Source organism: Geomonas subterranea (assembly GCF_019063845.1).
GTDB lineage: Bacteria > Desulfobacterota > Desulfuromonadia > Geobacterales > Geobacteraceae > Geomonas > Geomonas subterranea.
The window spans coordinates 95,818-111,314 of sequence record NZ_CP077683.1 but is presented as its reverse complement, the minus strand read 5'-3'; the positions used below and the strand labels follow the sequence as shown (position 1 = coordinate 111,314).

General features: G+C 63.8%; 13 protein-coding genes. 4 read left to right on the top strand and 9 right to left on the bottom strand.

Going from position 1 to position 15,497, the window contains the following annotated elements; genetic code table 11:
* Positions 1-6 precede the first annotated feature (6 nt).
* Positions 7-1,980 (top strand): bifunctional diguanylate cyclase/phosphodiesterase, encoded by a 1,974-nt coding sequence (locus tag KP001_RS00480; RefSeq protein WP_217287649.1) that lies wholly within the window; start codon positions 7-9, stop codon positions 1,978-1,980.
* On the opposite strand, the gene KP001_RS00475 is transcribed toward KP001_RS00480, so the two are convergent.
* Positions 1,973-2,293 (bottom strand): hypothetical protein, encoded by a 321-nt coding sequence (locus KP001_RS00475; protein WP_217287648.1) that lies wholly within the window; start codon positions 2,291-2,293, stop codon positions 1,973-1,975. The genes KP001_RS00480 and KP001_RS00475 overlap by 8 nt on opposite strands.
* 154 nt (positions 2,294-2,447) lie before the next feature.
* On the opposite strand from KP001_RS00475, the gene KP001_RS00470 reads away from it, so the two are divergent.
* Genes KP001_RS00470 through KP001_RS00460 form a run of 3 tightly spaced genes read left to right on the top strand, consistent with a single transcriptional unit; the run spans position 2,448 to position 6,673 of the window.
* Positions 2,448-4,625 (top strand): type I secretion system permease/ATPase, encoded by a 2,178-nt coding sequence (locus tag KP001_RS00470; RefSeq protein ID WP_217287647.1) that lies wholly within the window; start codon positions 2,448-2,450, stop codon positions 4,623-4,625.
* Positions 4,626-4,644: 19 nt separating this feature from the next.
* On the top strand, positions 4,645-5,997 hold the full coding sequence (locus KP001_RS00465) for an HlyD family type I secretion periplasmic adaptor subunit (protein WP_239027997.1): 1,353 nt from the start codon (positions 4,645-4,647) through the stop codon (positions 5,995-5,997).
* A gap of 4 nt (positions 5,998-6,001) precedes the next feature.
* Positions 6,002-6,673 carry a helix-turn-helix transcriptional regulator gene (locus KP001_RS00460; RefSeq protein ID WP_217287645.1) on the top strand — a complete coding sequence of 224 codons (672 nt, stop codon included), beginning with the start codon at positions 6,002-6,004 and terminating at the stop codon, positions 6,671-6,673.
* On the opposite strand, the gene KP001_RS00455 is transcribed toward KP001_RS00460, so the two are convergent.
* From KP001_RS00455 to KP001_RS00420, 8 genes are all read right to left on the bottom strand, one after another.
* Positions 6,670-7,281: a CAP domain-containing protein gene (locus tag KP001_RS00455; protein ID WP_217287644.1), complete on the bottom strand. Its 612-nt coding sequence runs from the start codon at positions 7,279-7,281 to the stop codon at positions 6,670-6,672. The genes KP001_RS00460 and KP001_RS00455 overlap by 4 nt on opposite strands.
* Positions 7,281-7,556, bottom strand: a complete 276-nt coding sequence (locus tag KP001_RS00450; RefSeq protein WP_217287643.1) for a hypothetical protein — start codon at positions 7,554-7,556, stop codon at positions 7,281-7,283. The genes KP001_RS00455 and KP001_RS00450 overlap by 1 nt, the downstream gene beginning before the upstream one ends.
* 422 nt (positions 7,557-7,978) lie before the next feature.
* Positions 7,979-8,680, bottom strand: coding sequence for an amino acid ABC transporter permease (locus KP001_RS00445; RefSeq protein WP_217287642.1), 702 nt, complete (start codon positions 8,678-8,680; stop codon positions 7,979-7,981).
* A gap of 59 nt (positions 8,681-8,739) precedes the next feature.
* Positions 8,740-9,444 carry an amino acid ABC transporter permease gene (locus KP001_RS00440; RefSeq protein ID WP_217287641.1) on the bottom strand — a complete coding sequence of 235 codons (705 nt, stop codon included), beginning with the start codon at positions 9,442-9,444 and terminating at the stop codon, positions 8,740-8,742.
* A 181-nt stretch (positions 9,445-9,625) separates the two neighbouring features.
* Positions 9,626-10,447 carry an ABC transporter substrate-binding protein gene (locus KP001_RS00435; RefSeq protein WP_217287640.1) on the bottom strand — a complete coding sequence of 274 codons (822 nt, stop codon included), beginning with the start codon at positions 10,445-10,447 and terminating at the stop codon, positions 9,626-9,628.
* A gap of 91 nt (positions 10,448-10,538) precedes the next feature.
* On the bottom strand, positions 10,539-11,273 hold the full coding sequence (locus KP001_RS00430) for an amino acid ABC transporter ATP-binding protein (RefSeq protein WP_217287639.1): 735 nt from the start codon (positions 11,271-11,273) through the stop codon (positions 10,539-10,541).
* Between the two features lie 639 nt (positions 11,274-11,912).
* Positions 11,913-13,337 carry a sigma-54-dependent transcriptional regulator gene (locus KP001_RS00425; protein WP_217287638.1) on the bottom strand — a complete coding sequence of 475 codons (1,425 nt, stop codon included), beginning with the start codon at positions 13,335-13,337 and terminating at the stop codon, positions 11,913-11,915.
* A 289-nt stretch (positions 13,338-13,626) separates the two neighbouring features.
* Positions 13,627-15,435 (bottom strand): transporter substrate-binding domain-containing protein, encoded by a 1,809-nt coding sequence (locus KP001_RS00420; protein WP_224963074.1) that lies wholly within the window; start codon positions 15,433-15,435, stop codon positions 13,627-13,629.
* Positions 15,436-15,497: the final 62 nt, after the last annotated feature.

The following is a 15,497-nucleotide window of genomic DNA, read 5'->3' as shown; positions in this document are numbered from 1 at the left end:
AACCCTATGACACTGTACCGGCAGCTCATCATCTTCACCGTCGTGCTCTTTTTGCTCCTGTTCACCGGCACCTGGTACGCGAAGCTCGCCAACACCCGGACCTTCCTGACCAACCAGCTGGAGTCCCACGTGCAGGACACCGCCACGTCGCTGGCGCTCTCCATCTCGCCCCACGTGGCCCAGAAGGACCTCACCGTGGTGGAGGGGATGATCAGCGCCCTGTTCGACCGCGGCTACTACCAGCGGATCACCTTCTCCGACCCGCGCGGCAAGGTGCTCATCGAGCGCACCCTCCCGGTCCGGGTCGAGGACGTGCCGCAGTGGTTCGTGGCGCTGGTGCCGGTGAAGACCCCGGAGGCGGCCTCGGACGTCATGGCGGGATGGAACCAGGGGGGGACCATCCTGGTGAAGAGCCATCCCGGCTACGCCTACGCGACGCTCTGGAGCGAGGTGATCAGCATGACCGCCTGGTTCGCCGCCTGCGCCATCTTCCTGCTCCTCGCGGCGGGGATAGGGCTCAGGATCCTTTTGAAGCCGCTGGCCGCCGTGGAGCGCCAGGCGGACGCCTTATGCCGCAAGGAGTACCAGCTGCAGGAGTCCTTGCCGCGCACCCGCGAGTTCAAGAGTGTGGTCGAGGCGATGAACCGGATGACGGTGAAGGTGAAGGAGATGTTCGAGGAGCAGGCGGCGCGGGCGGAGGGGCTGCAGGAGCGGGCCTACCAGGACCCGGTCACCCTCCTTGGGAACCGGCGCTTCTTCGAGAGCCAGGTGAACGCGGACCTGGGGAGGCAGGACCAGAACGCCTGCGGGCTGCTGCTCCTGTTGAGGATCCAGGGGCTCGAGGCGCTGAACCAGAAAAAGGGGCTGCAGGCGGGGGACGAGCTCCTGAAACGGGTGGCGGCGCTCTTGACGAGCTCCCTTGCCGCCTACGCCGACACGGCGCTTTCCCGCCTCACCGGCGGCGACTTCGGCATCTTCCTCCCCAACGCCTCCCCTTCCGAAGGGGGGATCATCGCCGCCGAGATCGCCGCCCAGCTCGGGCGGGTGGCCATGGAGAAGATCGCGCTCACCGACAACATCGGGCACGTGGGGATCGCCACCTACCAGGGGAACACCACGCTGCCGAGGCTTCTGGCCGAGGCGGACCTCGCGCTCTCCGCGGCGCTGCAAAAAGGGGCCAACGGCTGGGAGCTGCGGGCGGTGACCGGGGAAACGGATACGCTGCCGCAGGGGCAGCAGCACTGGAAGGACGCCCTGGTGCGGGCGCTGGACGAGCGGCGCATCACGCTGGACGCGCAGGGGGTGGTCGAGAATGCGGCGGGACGCAGGGTGCTCCAGCTCGAGCTCTTCGCGCGCATCATGCAGGAGAACGGCGAGGCGCTGGACGCCGCCCTGTTCATGCCGGTGGCCGAGCGGCTGAAGCTGGTCTCCTCCATCGACCGGATGGTGATCGAGGAGGCACTGAAGGTCGACTACCGCCGCCTGGGGGTGGACCGGATCGCCATCAACCTCTCCCCCACCTCGCTGGAGGACGACGCCTTCCGCGGCTGGCTCTACGCCTTCCTAAAGGCGCTTCCCGGCGGCGCGCCCCACGTGAACTTCGAGTTCTCCGAGTTCGCCGCGGTGCAGCACCTGCAGCGCATCAGGGAGTTCGGCGCCGCGGTACGGGAATGCGGCCACGGCATCGGTCTCGACCATTACGGCCGCAGCTTCTCGAAGCTCGGTTACCTGCAGTCGCTGCACCCGGAGTACGTCAAGATCGACCGGGCCTACACCGGGGAGCTTTCTGGCGGGGAGAAGGACAGCGGGTTCTACGTCGCCTCGCTTTGCAGCGTGGCGCACAGCATCGACATCAAGGTGGTGGCCGAGGGGGTGGAAAGCGAAGAGCAGGCGGCGATGCTAAAGGAGCTCAACCTCGACGCCATGCAGGGGTACTTCTTCGGCAGGCCCCGCCCCATCTCGTCCTACCCCGTCAGATGATGTCGTGCACCAGGAGGTCGTTTGAGGAGATCTTCTCGCGCAGGCTCTGGCGCGCCTTGATCCTTTGCTGCGCCTGCTCGGGAAGTTCGGTGAAGTTGATCACGTTCTTTCTGACCAGGAGGTCGACGAGGTCCTCGATGACGCGCACGGTGGCGGCGTCGGAAAAGGCCAGCGCCTCGCCCCAGGCCCCGGACTCGTTCAGGAAGGCGAGCACCTCCTTGTCCATCGGGGACTTTTGTTCGGTGGCCGACGCGTCGGGGTTTTTGTGCAGGGCGACGATCTTGCCCTCGCCATCTCTTTCAACGTAAAACATGAGTGTCCTCTCCAAGCATTAACCGGCTTTATAAAAGCATTGACACAGCGCGACAGGCGCAAGTATAACGCAAAACATTCACCAATGTGAAAAGTATTATGCTAGACTCTTTCCCATTCTTTGACCGCTTGCCCCGAATTTAAGAGGATTGGACGTGCCAGAGACTCAAAACAGTAAGCCTGAAACACAGTGGAATCTTGGCGAGGACAGTGACCGTCACGACGACCCCCTTCTCGACTCGCTGCTTTTGGTGGCCAAGCTGCACGGGCTGCCGGCCTCGCGCACGGGGGTGACCGCGGGTCTCCCCCTGGTGCAAAACCGCGTCACGGTGGAGCTTTTCCCCCGCTGCGCCGAGCGCGCCGGGCTCTCCTGCCGGCTGGTGAAGCGCCCCCTGGAGCGGATCGGGCAGATGCAGCTCCCCGCCATCCTGCTGTTGCACAACCGGCAGGCGTGCGCGGTGGTGCAGCGGCTCCCGGAATCGGACAGTTTCAAGATCCTGCTTCCCGAGGCGGGGACCGGCGAGAAGACGGTGAGCCGCGCCGAGCTGGAAAAGCTCTACACCGGATTCACGATCTTCGTCCGCCCCAGGTACCGCATCGGCAAGTCGACCAGCGTGGCCCGCGAGGACGACGGCAAAGGGAACTGGTTCTGGAGCGCCATCACATCCTCCTGGCGCATCTACCGCGACGTCCTCATCGCCTCCTTCCTGATCAACGTCTTCGCCCTGGTCAGCACCTTCTATATCCTGAACGTCTACGACCGCGTCATCCCCAACAGCGCCTACGAGACCCTCTGGGTCCTCTCCATCGGCGTCACGGTGGTCTACGTCTTCTCGGTGCTGATGCAGGGGCTGCGCGGCTACTTCGTGGACGAGGCCGGCAAGAAGGCCAACCTGCATATCTCGTCGATGCTGTTGCAGCGGGTGCTGAACCTGCGCCTGGAGGCGCGCCCGCAGTCCATCGGCTCCTTCTCCAACAACCTGAGGGAATTCGAGACCATCCTCGATTTCATCACCTCCTTCTCCATCACCGCCGTCATCGACCTCCCCTTCGTGATCCTGGGGCTGGCGGTGATCTGGTACATAGGCGGAGGCGCCATCCTCACCATCTTCCTCGTGAGCATCGCGCTCATGCTCGTCTACTCGGCCTGCATCCAGGGGCCGCTGCGCCGGGCCGTCGAGAAGACCTTCGCCGCCTCGAGCCAGAAGAACGCCATCCTGGTCGAGGGGCTTGCCGGGCTGGAGACGGTGAAGATGCTGGGGGCCGAGTCCCACGTGCAGAGGAGCTGGGAGGACGCGGTCAGCTACATCTCCACCTGGAGCGCGCGCTCGCGCTTTCTTTCCTCCTCGGTGAACCACGTCTCGTACCTGGTGCAGAACCTTGCCGTGGTGGCCCTGGTCGTCGCCGGGGTCTACGCCATCGCCATGCGCGAGCTGACCCAGGGGGGGCTGGTGGCGCTGGTGATCCTGTCGCGGCAGGTGGTGGCGCCGGTGGCCCAGGTGGCCAACCTCGCCACCCGCTACCACCGCGCCAAGGAGGCCTACCGCGCCCTGGACGACATCATGAAGCTCCCGGTGGAGCGCCCGGCCGGCAAGACCTTCCTGCACCGCCCCCGCTTCAAGGGGGGGATCGGGGTGAAGGCCCTCTCCTTCGCCTATCCCGGCCAGACGGTGAACGCGCTCAACAACATCACCCTGCTGATCGCCCCGGGCGAGAAGGTGGGGGTCATCGGCCCCATCGGCTCCGGCAAGACCACGTTTGGGAAACTCCTTCTGGGGCTCTTCGAGCCGGCCAGCGGCATGGTCACCATGGACGACACCGACCTGAGGCAGATCGACCCGGCGGAGCTCAGGCACTACGTGGGGTACGTCCCGCAGGACATCTCGCTCTTCAAGGGGACCGTGCGCGAGAACCTCACCCTGGGGGCCGCCGACATCGACGACCACGCCATCATGCGGGCGGCTGAAGCCGCCGGCGTCGGCGATTTCGTCAGGAAGCACCCCATGGGGTTCGACATGGAAGTGGGGGAATTCGGCCGCGGTCTCTCCGGCGGGCAGCGCCAGTGCGTGGCCATCGCGCGGGCGCTCCTCCTGGACCCGCCAGTCCTGGTTCTGGACGAGCCGACCAGCAACATGGACAGCCGCGCGGAACTGAGGCTCAAGAACAACCTCGCGGCGGACGCGAAGGAAAAAACCGTGGTCCTCATCACGCACCGCGCCTCGCTTTTGGAACTTGTGGACCGCATCATCGTAATCGACAACGGCACCGTCATCGCAGACGGGCCCAAGGCGACGGTCCTGGAAGCGCTGCAGCGCGGGCACCTGAACATCTAGCGGAGAACACGACGTGGAGATGAAAGCAGTCAAGAACAAGGGAAACGGGGTGTTCCGCAGGATGCCCGAAGACGACGTCGACTACGTCACCGACATCAGGACCTCGATACTGGTACAGTCCCCGCGCGGCGGGCGGGCCATACTCTGGGCCACGCTGGCGCTCTTTGTCATCTTCATCGGCTGGGCCGCGGTGTCCGAGGTGGAGCAGACCACGAGGGGCGAGGGGAAGGTGATCCCGGCGAGCCAGGTCCAGGTGATCCAGAACCTCGAGGGGGGGATACTCTCCGAGCTGCACGTGAAGGTGGGGGACACCGTCAAGAAGGGGCAGCTCCTTTTGAAGATCGACGAGACCCGCTTCGTCTCCTCGCTGGAGCAGAGCCAGGCGAAATCCGGCGCCAACAAGGCCAAGGCGGCCCGTCTGCGCGCCGAGGCCGCCGGCAGCGGCACCCTGTCCCTCCCAAGCGACGTGCCGGCCTCCATCGCCTCCAGTGAACGGGCCCTGTTCGAGTCGCGCCGGGCGGAACTCAAGCACTCCCTCGAGGTGAAGCAGTCCCAGATCGACCAGCGCCAGGGGGAGCTGAGAGAGCTGAACACGCGGCTGCGCGAGCTGAACCAGACCTACACCCTGTACCAGAAGGAGATCAGCATCACCCGGCCGCTGGTCGCCAAGGGGGCCGTGTCGGACATGGAACTTTTGCAGCTGGAGCGCAAGGCGAGCGAGATGAAGGGGGAGATCGAGACCATCAAGCAGTCCATCCCGCGCATCCAGTCGAAGATCGACGAGAGCTACTCCGCCATGAAGGAGTTGAGGCTTAACTTCGCCAACAAGGCCAAGGTGGAGTACAACGACGTCGCGGCCCAGGTCGGCGAGGAAACGGCCTCGTCGCTCGCGCTCAAGGACCGGCTGGACCGCACCCTGGTGCGCTCACCGGTGAACGGCACCGTGAACCGGATCCTGGTCAACACCATCGGCGGGGTCATCCAGCCCGGCATGAACATCGTCGAGATCGTCCCGACCGAGGGGACCCTGCTCATCGAGGCGAAGATCAAGCCCGCCGACATCGCGTTTTTGAAGCCGAACCAGAAGGCCACGGTCAAGTTCACCGCCTACGACTACACCATCTACGGGGGGCTCGAGGCGCGGCTGGAGCAGATCGGCGCCGACAGCCTGACCGACGAGAAGACCAAGGACAGCTACTATCTCGTCACGCTGAGGACCGACCGCAACTACCTGGGGACCAAGGACAAGCCGCTCCCCATCATCCCCGGCATGGTCGCCACGGTGGACATCCTGGCCGGCAAGCGCACCATCCTTTCCTATCTCTTGAAACCCATCCTCAAGGCGAAGTACTCGGCGTTGCGCGAAAGGTGATTACATGCTGATCCTGCTGGGAAGCGCAAACGTAGCATTGTTGGGCCGGTGGAAGGGCCTGGTGGCGGAAGGGAACCAGGTCCAGGAGACCCGCACCCTGAGCGAACTGAAGCGGCTGGTCTCCTCCGGGGAGTTCGATCTGGTGCTTTTGCATCGCGATCTCGTGGACGTGGCCGCCTGCGCCGAGCTGCGCGCCGCGGCCCCCGGGATCCGGCTCTTCCTCCTCTCGGACCGCCCCGCACCCGAGGAGGGGCTCGCCTTCCTCAAGGTGGGGATCGTGGGGTACGCCAACAGCTACATCGCCCGGGACAACCTTCTGGAGGCGCTGCGCGCCATAGCGGGCGGCGGGGTGTGGCTGGGACAGCAGGTGATCCAGCAGCTGATCATGGAAGCCGCGCAAAAAGGCACGGCGGCGGGAGGGGAGCGGCAGACCGTCGGGCTCATGGGGCCCCTGACCCCGACCGAGCGCAGGGTCGCCGAGCTTGTGGCGGCGGGGCGGACCAACCTCGAGATCGCCGCGGACATGGGGATCGTGGAGCGCACCGTGAAGGCCCACCTCACCTCCATCTACGGCAAGCTCCCCGCGGGTAACCGGCTGAGCCTCGCGCTTTTGGTCAACCGGGGTGATCCCCCGGCCGGGTCGCCGGCGGCCGGGGCAGAACTGGTGCCGGCTTAGCGCCCCTTGAAACCGCCGGCGAAGTCCGTGACGCAGATGGTGCGGTAGAGCGGATGCGGGCCGCAGGCGATCCCCGCCGTGGTGAAGGAGCGGTCGAAGACGTTCTTTCTGTGTCCCCGGTCCGGCACCCCGTCGTCGATGATGAGCCCCATCACCACCTGCCTCGCGGTGTCCGGTCCGTAGCTTATGTTCTCACCGATGCTCGAGCGCCAGGAGCCGTACTTCTCGATCCTCTTCTTCATGTCCCCGCGCTCGCCGTGACCGGTCTCCCCGGAAGCGGTCTGTTCCCGCACCAGCTCGTCGGCGGCTTTCGCCAGTTCCGGCGACCACGACAGCGCCGGCAGCGGGCGCTGTCGCGCCAGGAACCGCACCGCCTCGTCCAGCGCCCCCTTCCCTTCCGAAGTCATCACCACGTCCAGCGATCCCGGCAGCCGGTACCCCTTGCCGATGAAGCTCCGTTTGAACTCCCGGATGTATTGCGCGTAGCGCTGCGGGTTCTGCCGCGCCACGTTGGTCTCGGCGAGAACCTGCTGCGCGAGGGTGCCGGAGTCCGCGTGGGCCACGCCGCAGCAGAAGAAGAGCAGGAAACAGCAGACGGCATTTTTCATTACTTTTTACCCTCCAAAAGCGCCAGCCTGGTCTCGAACACCTTGAGAGCGTCCGCGAGCGTCGCCTCGATCTCGTCGCCGTACACCGTGAAGTAGAGGTAGTTTCCCGAGTAGTGGTGCCAGTTGAGGTCCTCGACCAGGAGCGGTTCGAGGTAGCGCTCCATCTTCTCGTAGGGATAAAACGGATCGCCGTTGGGCCAGGTGCGCCGCAGTTTCTGCGCCTGTTTTTCCGTGAGCGGGATGCGGTACCGGACCGAAACGACCTGAGCCTGCATGAATGTCCCTCCCCCCGAGTCAATTTCAGCTGGCGTGTCACGCCAGCCCTCAAACCTGTAGGGGCGAATAATCATTCGCCCCCCACGACAGACCACTAGGATAAGCGAGCCACCCGCTGATTACAAGCCCCGTCCATCCCCTCTCCCTCTGCCTTTCATCCCCTCTCCCCCTGTCCTTTCAACCCCTCTCCTTCTGGGAGAGGGTGGCCGGAGGCCGGGTGAGGGGTGTTGCACATGGCACGATGCCGCTTTCCCGCGGAGCCCTCACCCCCGCCCCTCTCCCGGAGGGCGAGGGGGGAACTGCAACGTCCACAACCTTCACATTGCCATCCCCCTCTTTAATCCCCTGCCCCCGAACAAAAAAAACGCCCCCCTCGGAGCACCGAGGAAGGCGTTTGAAAGCTGTTGCCCGTCCCGAAAGCCTACATGGACTTTCTCCAGGCGAGCCTCCCCTCCAGCCAGCGCGAGAAACTGGTGAAGGCGAAGCAAAGAACGAAGTAGACCGCCGCGATGAAGATGAAGATCTCGGTCGGGAAGGCCATGGTCCGGTTGTTGATCTGGGTGCCGACGTGGGTCAGCTCCGAAACCCCGACGATGAAGGCGAGCGAGGTGTCCTTGATGAGCGACACGAACTGGTTCACAAACGACGGGATCATGTTTCTGAGCCCCTGCGGGAGCACGATGTAAAGCATCGCCTGCCACGGCTTCAGGCCGGTCGAGATGGCCGCCTCGGTCTGCCCTTTGGGGATCCCCTGGATGCCGGCGCGAACGATCTGCGACATGTAGGCCGAGGTGAAGATGGTGAGACCCATGATGACCGTGGTGGCTTCGGGGACCGTCTTCCCCATCAGGGCCGGGAGCAGGAAGTACATCCAGAAGATCACCATGAGCAGCGGAATGCCTCGCACCGCGTTGATGAACAGGTTCACCGGGTGCCGGATCACCGCGTAGCGCGACAGGCTCAAAAGCCCCAGGATCAGCCCCCCGAAGAAGGAGAGGACGCAGGAAACCACCGCGAGGTACATGGTGAGCCCGAGCCCCCCCAGCGGCCCGTTGGGGTAGCGCCCGATCATGAAGTAGGTGAAGTTGTCTATGATTACCTGAAAGTTGAGTGCTTCTTCCATTTTCCTCTCCGTTTACCGCGTAAGATCCGCCGTTCTCGTTACTGAACCCGCGCGCCTCGCTAGGCGCGCTGCGGGTTGAGCACCTTCTTGTTGTACAGGTCCATGAGCGCCGTGATGACCACGGAAAGCCCGAGGTAGACCACGGTGGCGGCGGTGAACGCCTCGAACCCCTTGAAGGTGTAGCTCTCGACCTGGCGCGCCTGGTAGGTGAGCTCCATGACCCCGATGCTCATCGCGAGCGAGGAGTTCTTGGCCAGGTTCAGGAACTGGTTCACCAGCGGCGGGATCGTGATCCGTACCGCCTGCGGCAGGATGATGTACTGCATGGAACGGAGATAGGAGAAGCCTGCGCTCCTGGCCGCCTCCATCTGCTCCTTCGGGATGGAGAGGATGCCCGACCTGATGTCCTCGGCGATGAAGGCCGAGGTGTAGATGGTGAGGGCGATGGCGGCCGCGGCGAACTCGAAGTTCGTGCTGTTAAGCCATTCGTTCACCGCCGCCGGGAGCACCTTGTAGGAGCCGAAGTACCAGAAGAAGATCTGGACCAACAGCGGGGTGTTCCGGAAAAACTCCAGGTAGGCGGTGGCGATCCAGCGCACGGGACGGTAGTGGCTCATCTTCAGGACGGCGATCACAAGCCCCAGGATGAAGGCGCAGACGATACCGACGGCGGAGAGCTCCAGGGTGACCTTGAGCCCTGATACCAGCCACTCGAAATACTTGCCGGAGGTGACGATGGACCAGTCAAATGTGTACTTTAGCACGTGAAACCCCTTAGAGGCAGATTGAGACCGAGGTGAAGATCGAGACCAAGGCTACCAGCTAACGCCCCTTTTCTCTACTAAAGCTCAGCAACAACCTGGTTTACTGTTAAACGACAGGCGAGGCGAAGGTCAGGGAGAGAGACCATGATCTTTCAACCCCGACCTCGACCTGCCTGATTTCTTACTTGTCAGCTACGATCTTGAAGGTGCGCTTCAGCGCGAAGTCGGTGCCTTTGCCGAACCACTTCTCGAAGATCTTCTTGGCTTCGCCGCTCTTCTCCATCTCGAGGATGGTCTTGTTCACGAAGGCGATGAACTTGGCGTCGTCCTTCCTCATCCCGAGGCCGTACGGCTCGTTGGAGATCTGGACGTTCGGGATCTCGAACTTGGCCTTGTTGGGGGCCTTGGCCAGGATGCCGGCCAGGATCGCCTCGTCGGTGGTCACCGCCTGCACCTTGCCCTGCTGCAGGGCCAGGAACGCCTGCGGGTAGTCATCGAAGGAGAGCACGGTGGCGGTCGGGAGGGCTGCCTTCACGTTCTGCTCGGAAGTGGAGCCCTTGGCGGTGCCGATCTTCTTCCCTGCCAGGTCCTTCAGGCTCTTCACCTTACCCTTCACGGTGATGAACTTCTGGCCGGTGGCGAAGTAGGTGTGGCTGAAGCCGATCTGCTTGGCGCGCTCCGGGTTCTTGGTCATGGTCGCGGCGATGATGTCGATGTTACCCTCGGTGAGCTGCGGCATGCGGGAAGCGGAGGTGACCGGCTTCAGCTCGACCTTCACGCCCAGCTTCTTGGCGATCGCCTTCACGAAGTCGACGTCGTAGCCCACGATCTCGCGGCTCTTCTCATCCACGTAACCAAAAGGAGGGAGGGAATCCTTCACACCGGCAACCAGGACGCCTTTTTTCTTAACTTCGGCAAGGGTGTCGGCGGGAGCCGCGGCCATCGCCTTACCGAAAGAACCAAACAGGGCCAACCCCATAACAACAGCAGCCAATCTTTTCACAGTATTCTCCTTTTGATGTTCGGTATTACCAGGCACCCGCGCCACGACGGCAGGAACGCGTCCCGCGGTGCGGCCAGGGTGGACAAGTTCTCTAGTGCATCGGCGACAAAAGCTGCTTCAGGAACTGCTTGGCCCGGTCGTGCTGCGGGTTGCGGAAGAACTCTTCCGGCTGGGCCTCCTCGAGGATCACGCCGTGATCCATGAACACCACGCGGTCGGAGACCTCGCGCGCGAAACCCATCTCGTGGGTGACGCAGACCATGGTCATACCGGTGCTGGCCAGGTCCTGCATGACCGCGAGCACCTCGCCGATCATCTCGGGGTCGAGCGCCGAGGTCGGCTCGTCGAAGAGCATGATGCGCGGCTTCATGGCCAGGGCACGTGCGATGGCGACGCGCTGCTGCTGCCCGCCGGAGAGCTGGGTCGGGTAGGCGTCGCGCTTCACCGCGAGCCCTACGCGCTCCAACAGCTCCATGGCCTGCTCCTGCGCTTCCTTCTTCGGAGTCTTGCGGATCTTGATCGGGGCCAGGGTGATGTTGTCGATCACCGAGAGGTGCGGGTACAGGTTGAACTGCTGGAACACGAACCCCACCTCGGCGCGCAGCTTGTTGAGGTCGGTCTTCTTGCTCCTGAGGTCCATGCCGTCGACGGTCAGGGTCCCCTCCTCGATCGGCTCCAACTGGTTGATGGTGCGGATCAGGGTGGACTTGCCCGACCCGGACGGACCGCAGACCACGACCACTTCCCCCTGTTTGACGTGGAGATCGATCCCGTTAAGCACGTGAAGCTTTTTGAACCACTTGTGGACCCCTTCAAACTTGATCATCTGCTGCTCCTTTTCTATTTGTTGCCAATCGAGTCACTCGAAGCTGCTGCACAGGATATGGGCAGGTTCCCCGCCCCCCCTTCTCGCCAACCGCCGGTTGCTGCCCGGCAGGGGGAGTGAGGGCGGAGTTTGGCTTTCTATACAGCAAAGCTGGTGCCAAAGAAGGCGTAAACAGCTAACAACTCGGATTGTTTTCCGAATACGCCGTTCGGGAGGACATGATTAGAAACAAAGGGGTATAACCACAAATGGAAAGCTGTTTGAGACGGAGAAGGAAGTGACGGAGAAAGGGGATTTTAGGGCGGGTATAACATTCATTATAGGCTTAACGAAAGTTATACCCCATCGTGCGAGGGGCCCAGCGCGTGACGGGAAAGGCCGGCGTGCGCCGACGCGGATTCTGTTCAAAAAAGCGTCAAAAACAGCGGATCGGGTCTAGCTGGAAAGGGCGTCGGGAGTGAGCGCGCTGCCTCGAAACTGAGCAGATGGAAGCTAAACGCTGACAGGTTCCTTCCTCTTGCGGAGGGGGTAGGGGTGGGGGAATACGCCGTTCGGGCGCTCATGGTGACACGAATACCTGTAGGGGCGAATAATCATTCGCCCGTCCACCCGTCCGTCCACCCGCCCCGCCTGCTCCCGCTATTCCCCCTTGCCGTCCCTCTGCAGCTTGAGCCTTTTGCTGAGGGCGGGCTGCGAGATCCCGAGCATCCGTGACGCCATGCTCTGGTTGTTGTCGGAGCGCCGCATCGCCTCGGCCACCAACTGCTCCACCGCGGCGCTCAACGTCGGGATATCCGGACAGGAGTAAAACACGTTCTGCTCTCCCGCGGAGGCCTGTTCCGCGGGCACCTCGCCCTGCACCTCCATCGCCTGCCTGAAGCTGTTCATGGAAAGCATCCGCGAGGAGTGCACGCTCATGGCGTCGTAGACCATGGACCTTAGTTCACGCAGGTTGCCGGGAAAGCTGTAGTTGGCCAGAAGCGTGAGGAGTTCCTTGGGGTAGCTGGGCACCTTCTTGCCGAAGACCTCCGCGCTCTCCCTGAGGAAGTGGTCCAAAAGCAGCGGGATGTCATCCTTTCTCTCGCGCAAGGGGGGGATGTGGACGTGGTGGGCGCGCAGGCGGAAGTAGAGGTCCTTCCTGAAGCCGCCGGCGTCCTTTTTCCTGGAGAGGTCGTGGTGCGTCGCCACCACGATGCGCGCCCTGAGCTGCTTGGGCTGGTCGCTCCCCAGGGGGTAATACTCCCCCTCCTGCAACAGGCGCAACAGCTTCACCTGGCAGGGAAGCGAGAGGTCCCCGATCTCGTCCAGAAAGAGCGTCCCCTCGGCGGCCTGCTCCACCATGCCGCTGCGGCTCTCGTCGGCGCCGGTGAAGGCACCCTTTTTGTGTCCGAAGAGGGTGTCGGTGAAGACGTTGTCCTCCAGCCCCGCCACGTTCACCGGGACCAGCGGACCGTCGCCGCGGCTCAGGGTGTGGATGGCACGGGCGATCAGTTCCTTGCCCACCCCGCTCTCCCCGGTGACCAGGATCGGCTGGGTGCTCTTCGCGACCGCCTCGATGTACTGGAAGATGGAGCGCATCGCCTTGTTGTTGGTGACCAGGGGTGCGAAGGCCTCGGGGCACTCCAGGCGGTCGTTCAGGAAGCGGCGCCGCATCTCCTTGTTTTCCAGCTGCAGTTCCTGCATCCGGATGGCGCGCCGCACCGAATCGAGGATGCGGTCCTCCTCGTCGGTCTTCACGAGATAATCGAAGGCGCCCAGGCGCATGCAGGAGACCGCCGTCTCGATCTGGTTCAGGCCGGAGAGGATCAGCACGGTCACCTCGGGGTGCTCCTCGGCGATGCGCGCCAGAAGCTCCTGCCCCGAGAGGTAGGGCATGGTCAGGTCGAGCAGCACCAGGCCGATGTTCCCCTGGTCCAGCACCCCCATCACCTGGCGGCTGTCGGTGAGCGCGGTGATGTTGCTGATGGCGCCCGGTCCCTCCAGCGTCATGCGCAGGCTGCGCAGCCAGGGCGCCTCGTCGTCCACCAGCAGCACACCGAAGGCGGGATACAATGCTTCGCTCATCTGCAACTCCTCTTCATCGTCTTTGGGGACTGGCTCCGCAGGTGCCAGTCCCCTTAGTCAAAAGCGGGCGAATGTTTATTCGCCCCTACAGTCCATGCTCCTCCCCCCGGAGGGGGAGGCTGGGAGGGGGGGAGCTGGCAGGAAGAAAATCCCCCTTCCCTGTCCCTCCCCCTCCGGGGGCGGGGACGCTCTACCGGCAGCGCTTCGGGGTGCAACCGTGGACCTCTGGGGCTGGCTCCGCAGGTGCCTGTCCCCTCTTAATCAAAGGCGGGCGAATGATCATTCGCCCCTACACGGACGCGTTTTCCCGCAGCGCCGGCAGCTCCATGGTGACCGTGGTGCCAAAGCCGGGGTGCGAATCGAAGTTCAGCGTGCCGCCGTGCTGCTTCACGATCCCCGCCGAGATGGAAAGCCCGAGACCGCACCCACCCTCTTCGCGCTTGGTGGTGAAGAAGGGATCGGTGAGCCGCGCCAGGTGCTCGGGCTCCACCCCCCTCCCCTCGTCGCGCACGGTGAGGAGCACCAGGTCCCGGAAGCGGTCGTGCCGGGTCGAGATCTGGATGCTCTTGCCGCTCCCCTCCAGCGACTGGGCCGCGTTCAAAAGGAGGTTCACGATAACCTGCTCGATGCGCTGGCTGTTCCCCTTGACGCGGGGGAGGGTGTCGGCGAAATTGGCGACAACCTGGTGCGAATTCTTCACCACGGTGTTCTCGACCAGTCGCAGCGCGGCCTGGGCGCAGAGGTTCAGGTCCAAAAGCTCGGTCAGGTCGGCGCTGTCGCGGCGGGCGAAGTCCTTCAGTTCGGAGACGATGCGCTTGATCCTCTTCGCCGCGTCCTGGGTCTCGGAGAGCATGTGCGGCAGCTCCTCCCGCAGGCGGTCGTAGCTGTGCCGTCCCAGCTTGAAGTCGCCGTGCTGCTCGCGGTACTCGTCCAGAATCGGCTGGGAGCCGCGCAAGACCTCCTCGAACCGGGGAAGGTTCAAAAGGATCAGCCCGTTGGGGTTGTTGATCTCGTGGGCGACGCCTGCCACCAGGGTACCCAGCGAAGCCAGCTTGTCCGCCTGCACCAGCTGGTCCTGGTGCATCCTGAGCTTCTCCAGCGCCTGCTGCTTTTCCGCCACCTCGCGGGCCAGCTCCTCGGTCCGCTGCGCCACCCGCTTCTGCAGGGTCCGGGACCAGACCACGGTCCCCCCGAGGATCAGCAGAAGCGGCAGGGAGACCAGGGTCACGTACCGCACCACCCGCGCCCAGGACACCGGCTGGGACTCCATCACCCCCAGCCACTTGTTGTGGATCTCCTGGAACTGCCCGGAGCGCTTCAGGATGGCGAGCCCCTCGTTGAAGCGCGCCAGCACCTCCGCATTCCCCCTCTTTACGGCGTAACCGTAGGCCTGGGTCATGATCGGTTCGGCCACCGGGACGATCCGCTTGAGCCCCATCTCCTTTTCCAGGTACATTCCGGTCAGCCGGGAAACGAGGGCGCAGTCCCCCCTCCCCTGGTTCAAGAGCCTCAGCGCCTCGGCCAGGGTGTCGGTGAGGATGAGCCTCGCCTTGGGGTCGAACCCCTTCATGAAGTCATGCATGATGCTGTTCTTCATCACGATGACCTCTTTTCCGCGCACGTCGTCGATGGACCTGATGCGCCGGTCGTCCCGGCGGATCCAGATGGACTGGAACAACAGCGCGTGCGGCGTGGAGAAGTCGACCTCGCTGGTGCGCTCCTGGGAGAAGGCCATCCCCTGCAGGATGTCCACGTCCCCCTGCTCCAGCGCCCGGCGCATCCCGTCCCAGGGCCCCAGGGTAATCTCCACCTTGAAGCCCATCACTTCCGCTATGGCGCGGGTCAGTTCGACGTTGAAGCCGGCGGGTTTGCCGTCGTGGTCGACGAACTCGTAGGGGGGGTAGTTGAAATCGCCCCCCACCACGACCACCCCTTTGCCGGCACCGCCCCGCCCCAGGGTGTCGGCTCCGGCCGCGGCAGCGAACAGCGTCAGGCACAGGAAAAGGAGCGCGGCGACCAGCGGCAGGCGCGACAGCTCACGGCCGGCACCGCCGGTGCGGGATTTCTGGATGTGTTCAACTTTACGGAATACGTGCAAGGGCAAGACACCTTAGCAGGGGATGGCGGGAGAAAGGACGATGGGGAATTAATGGCATAGAC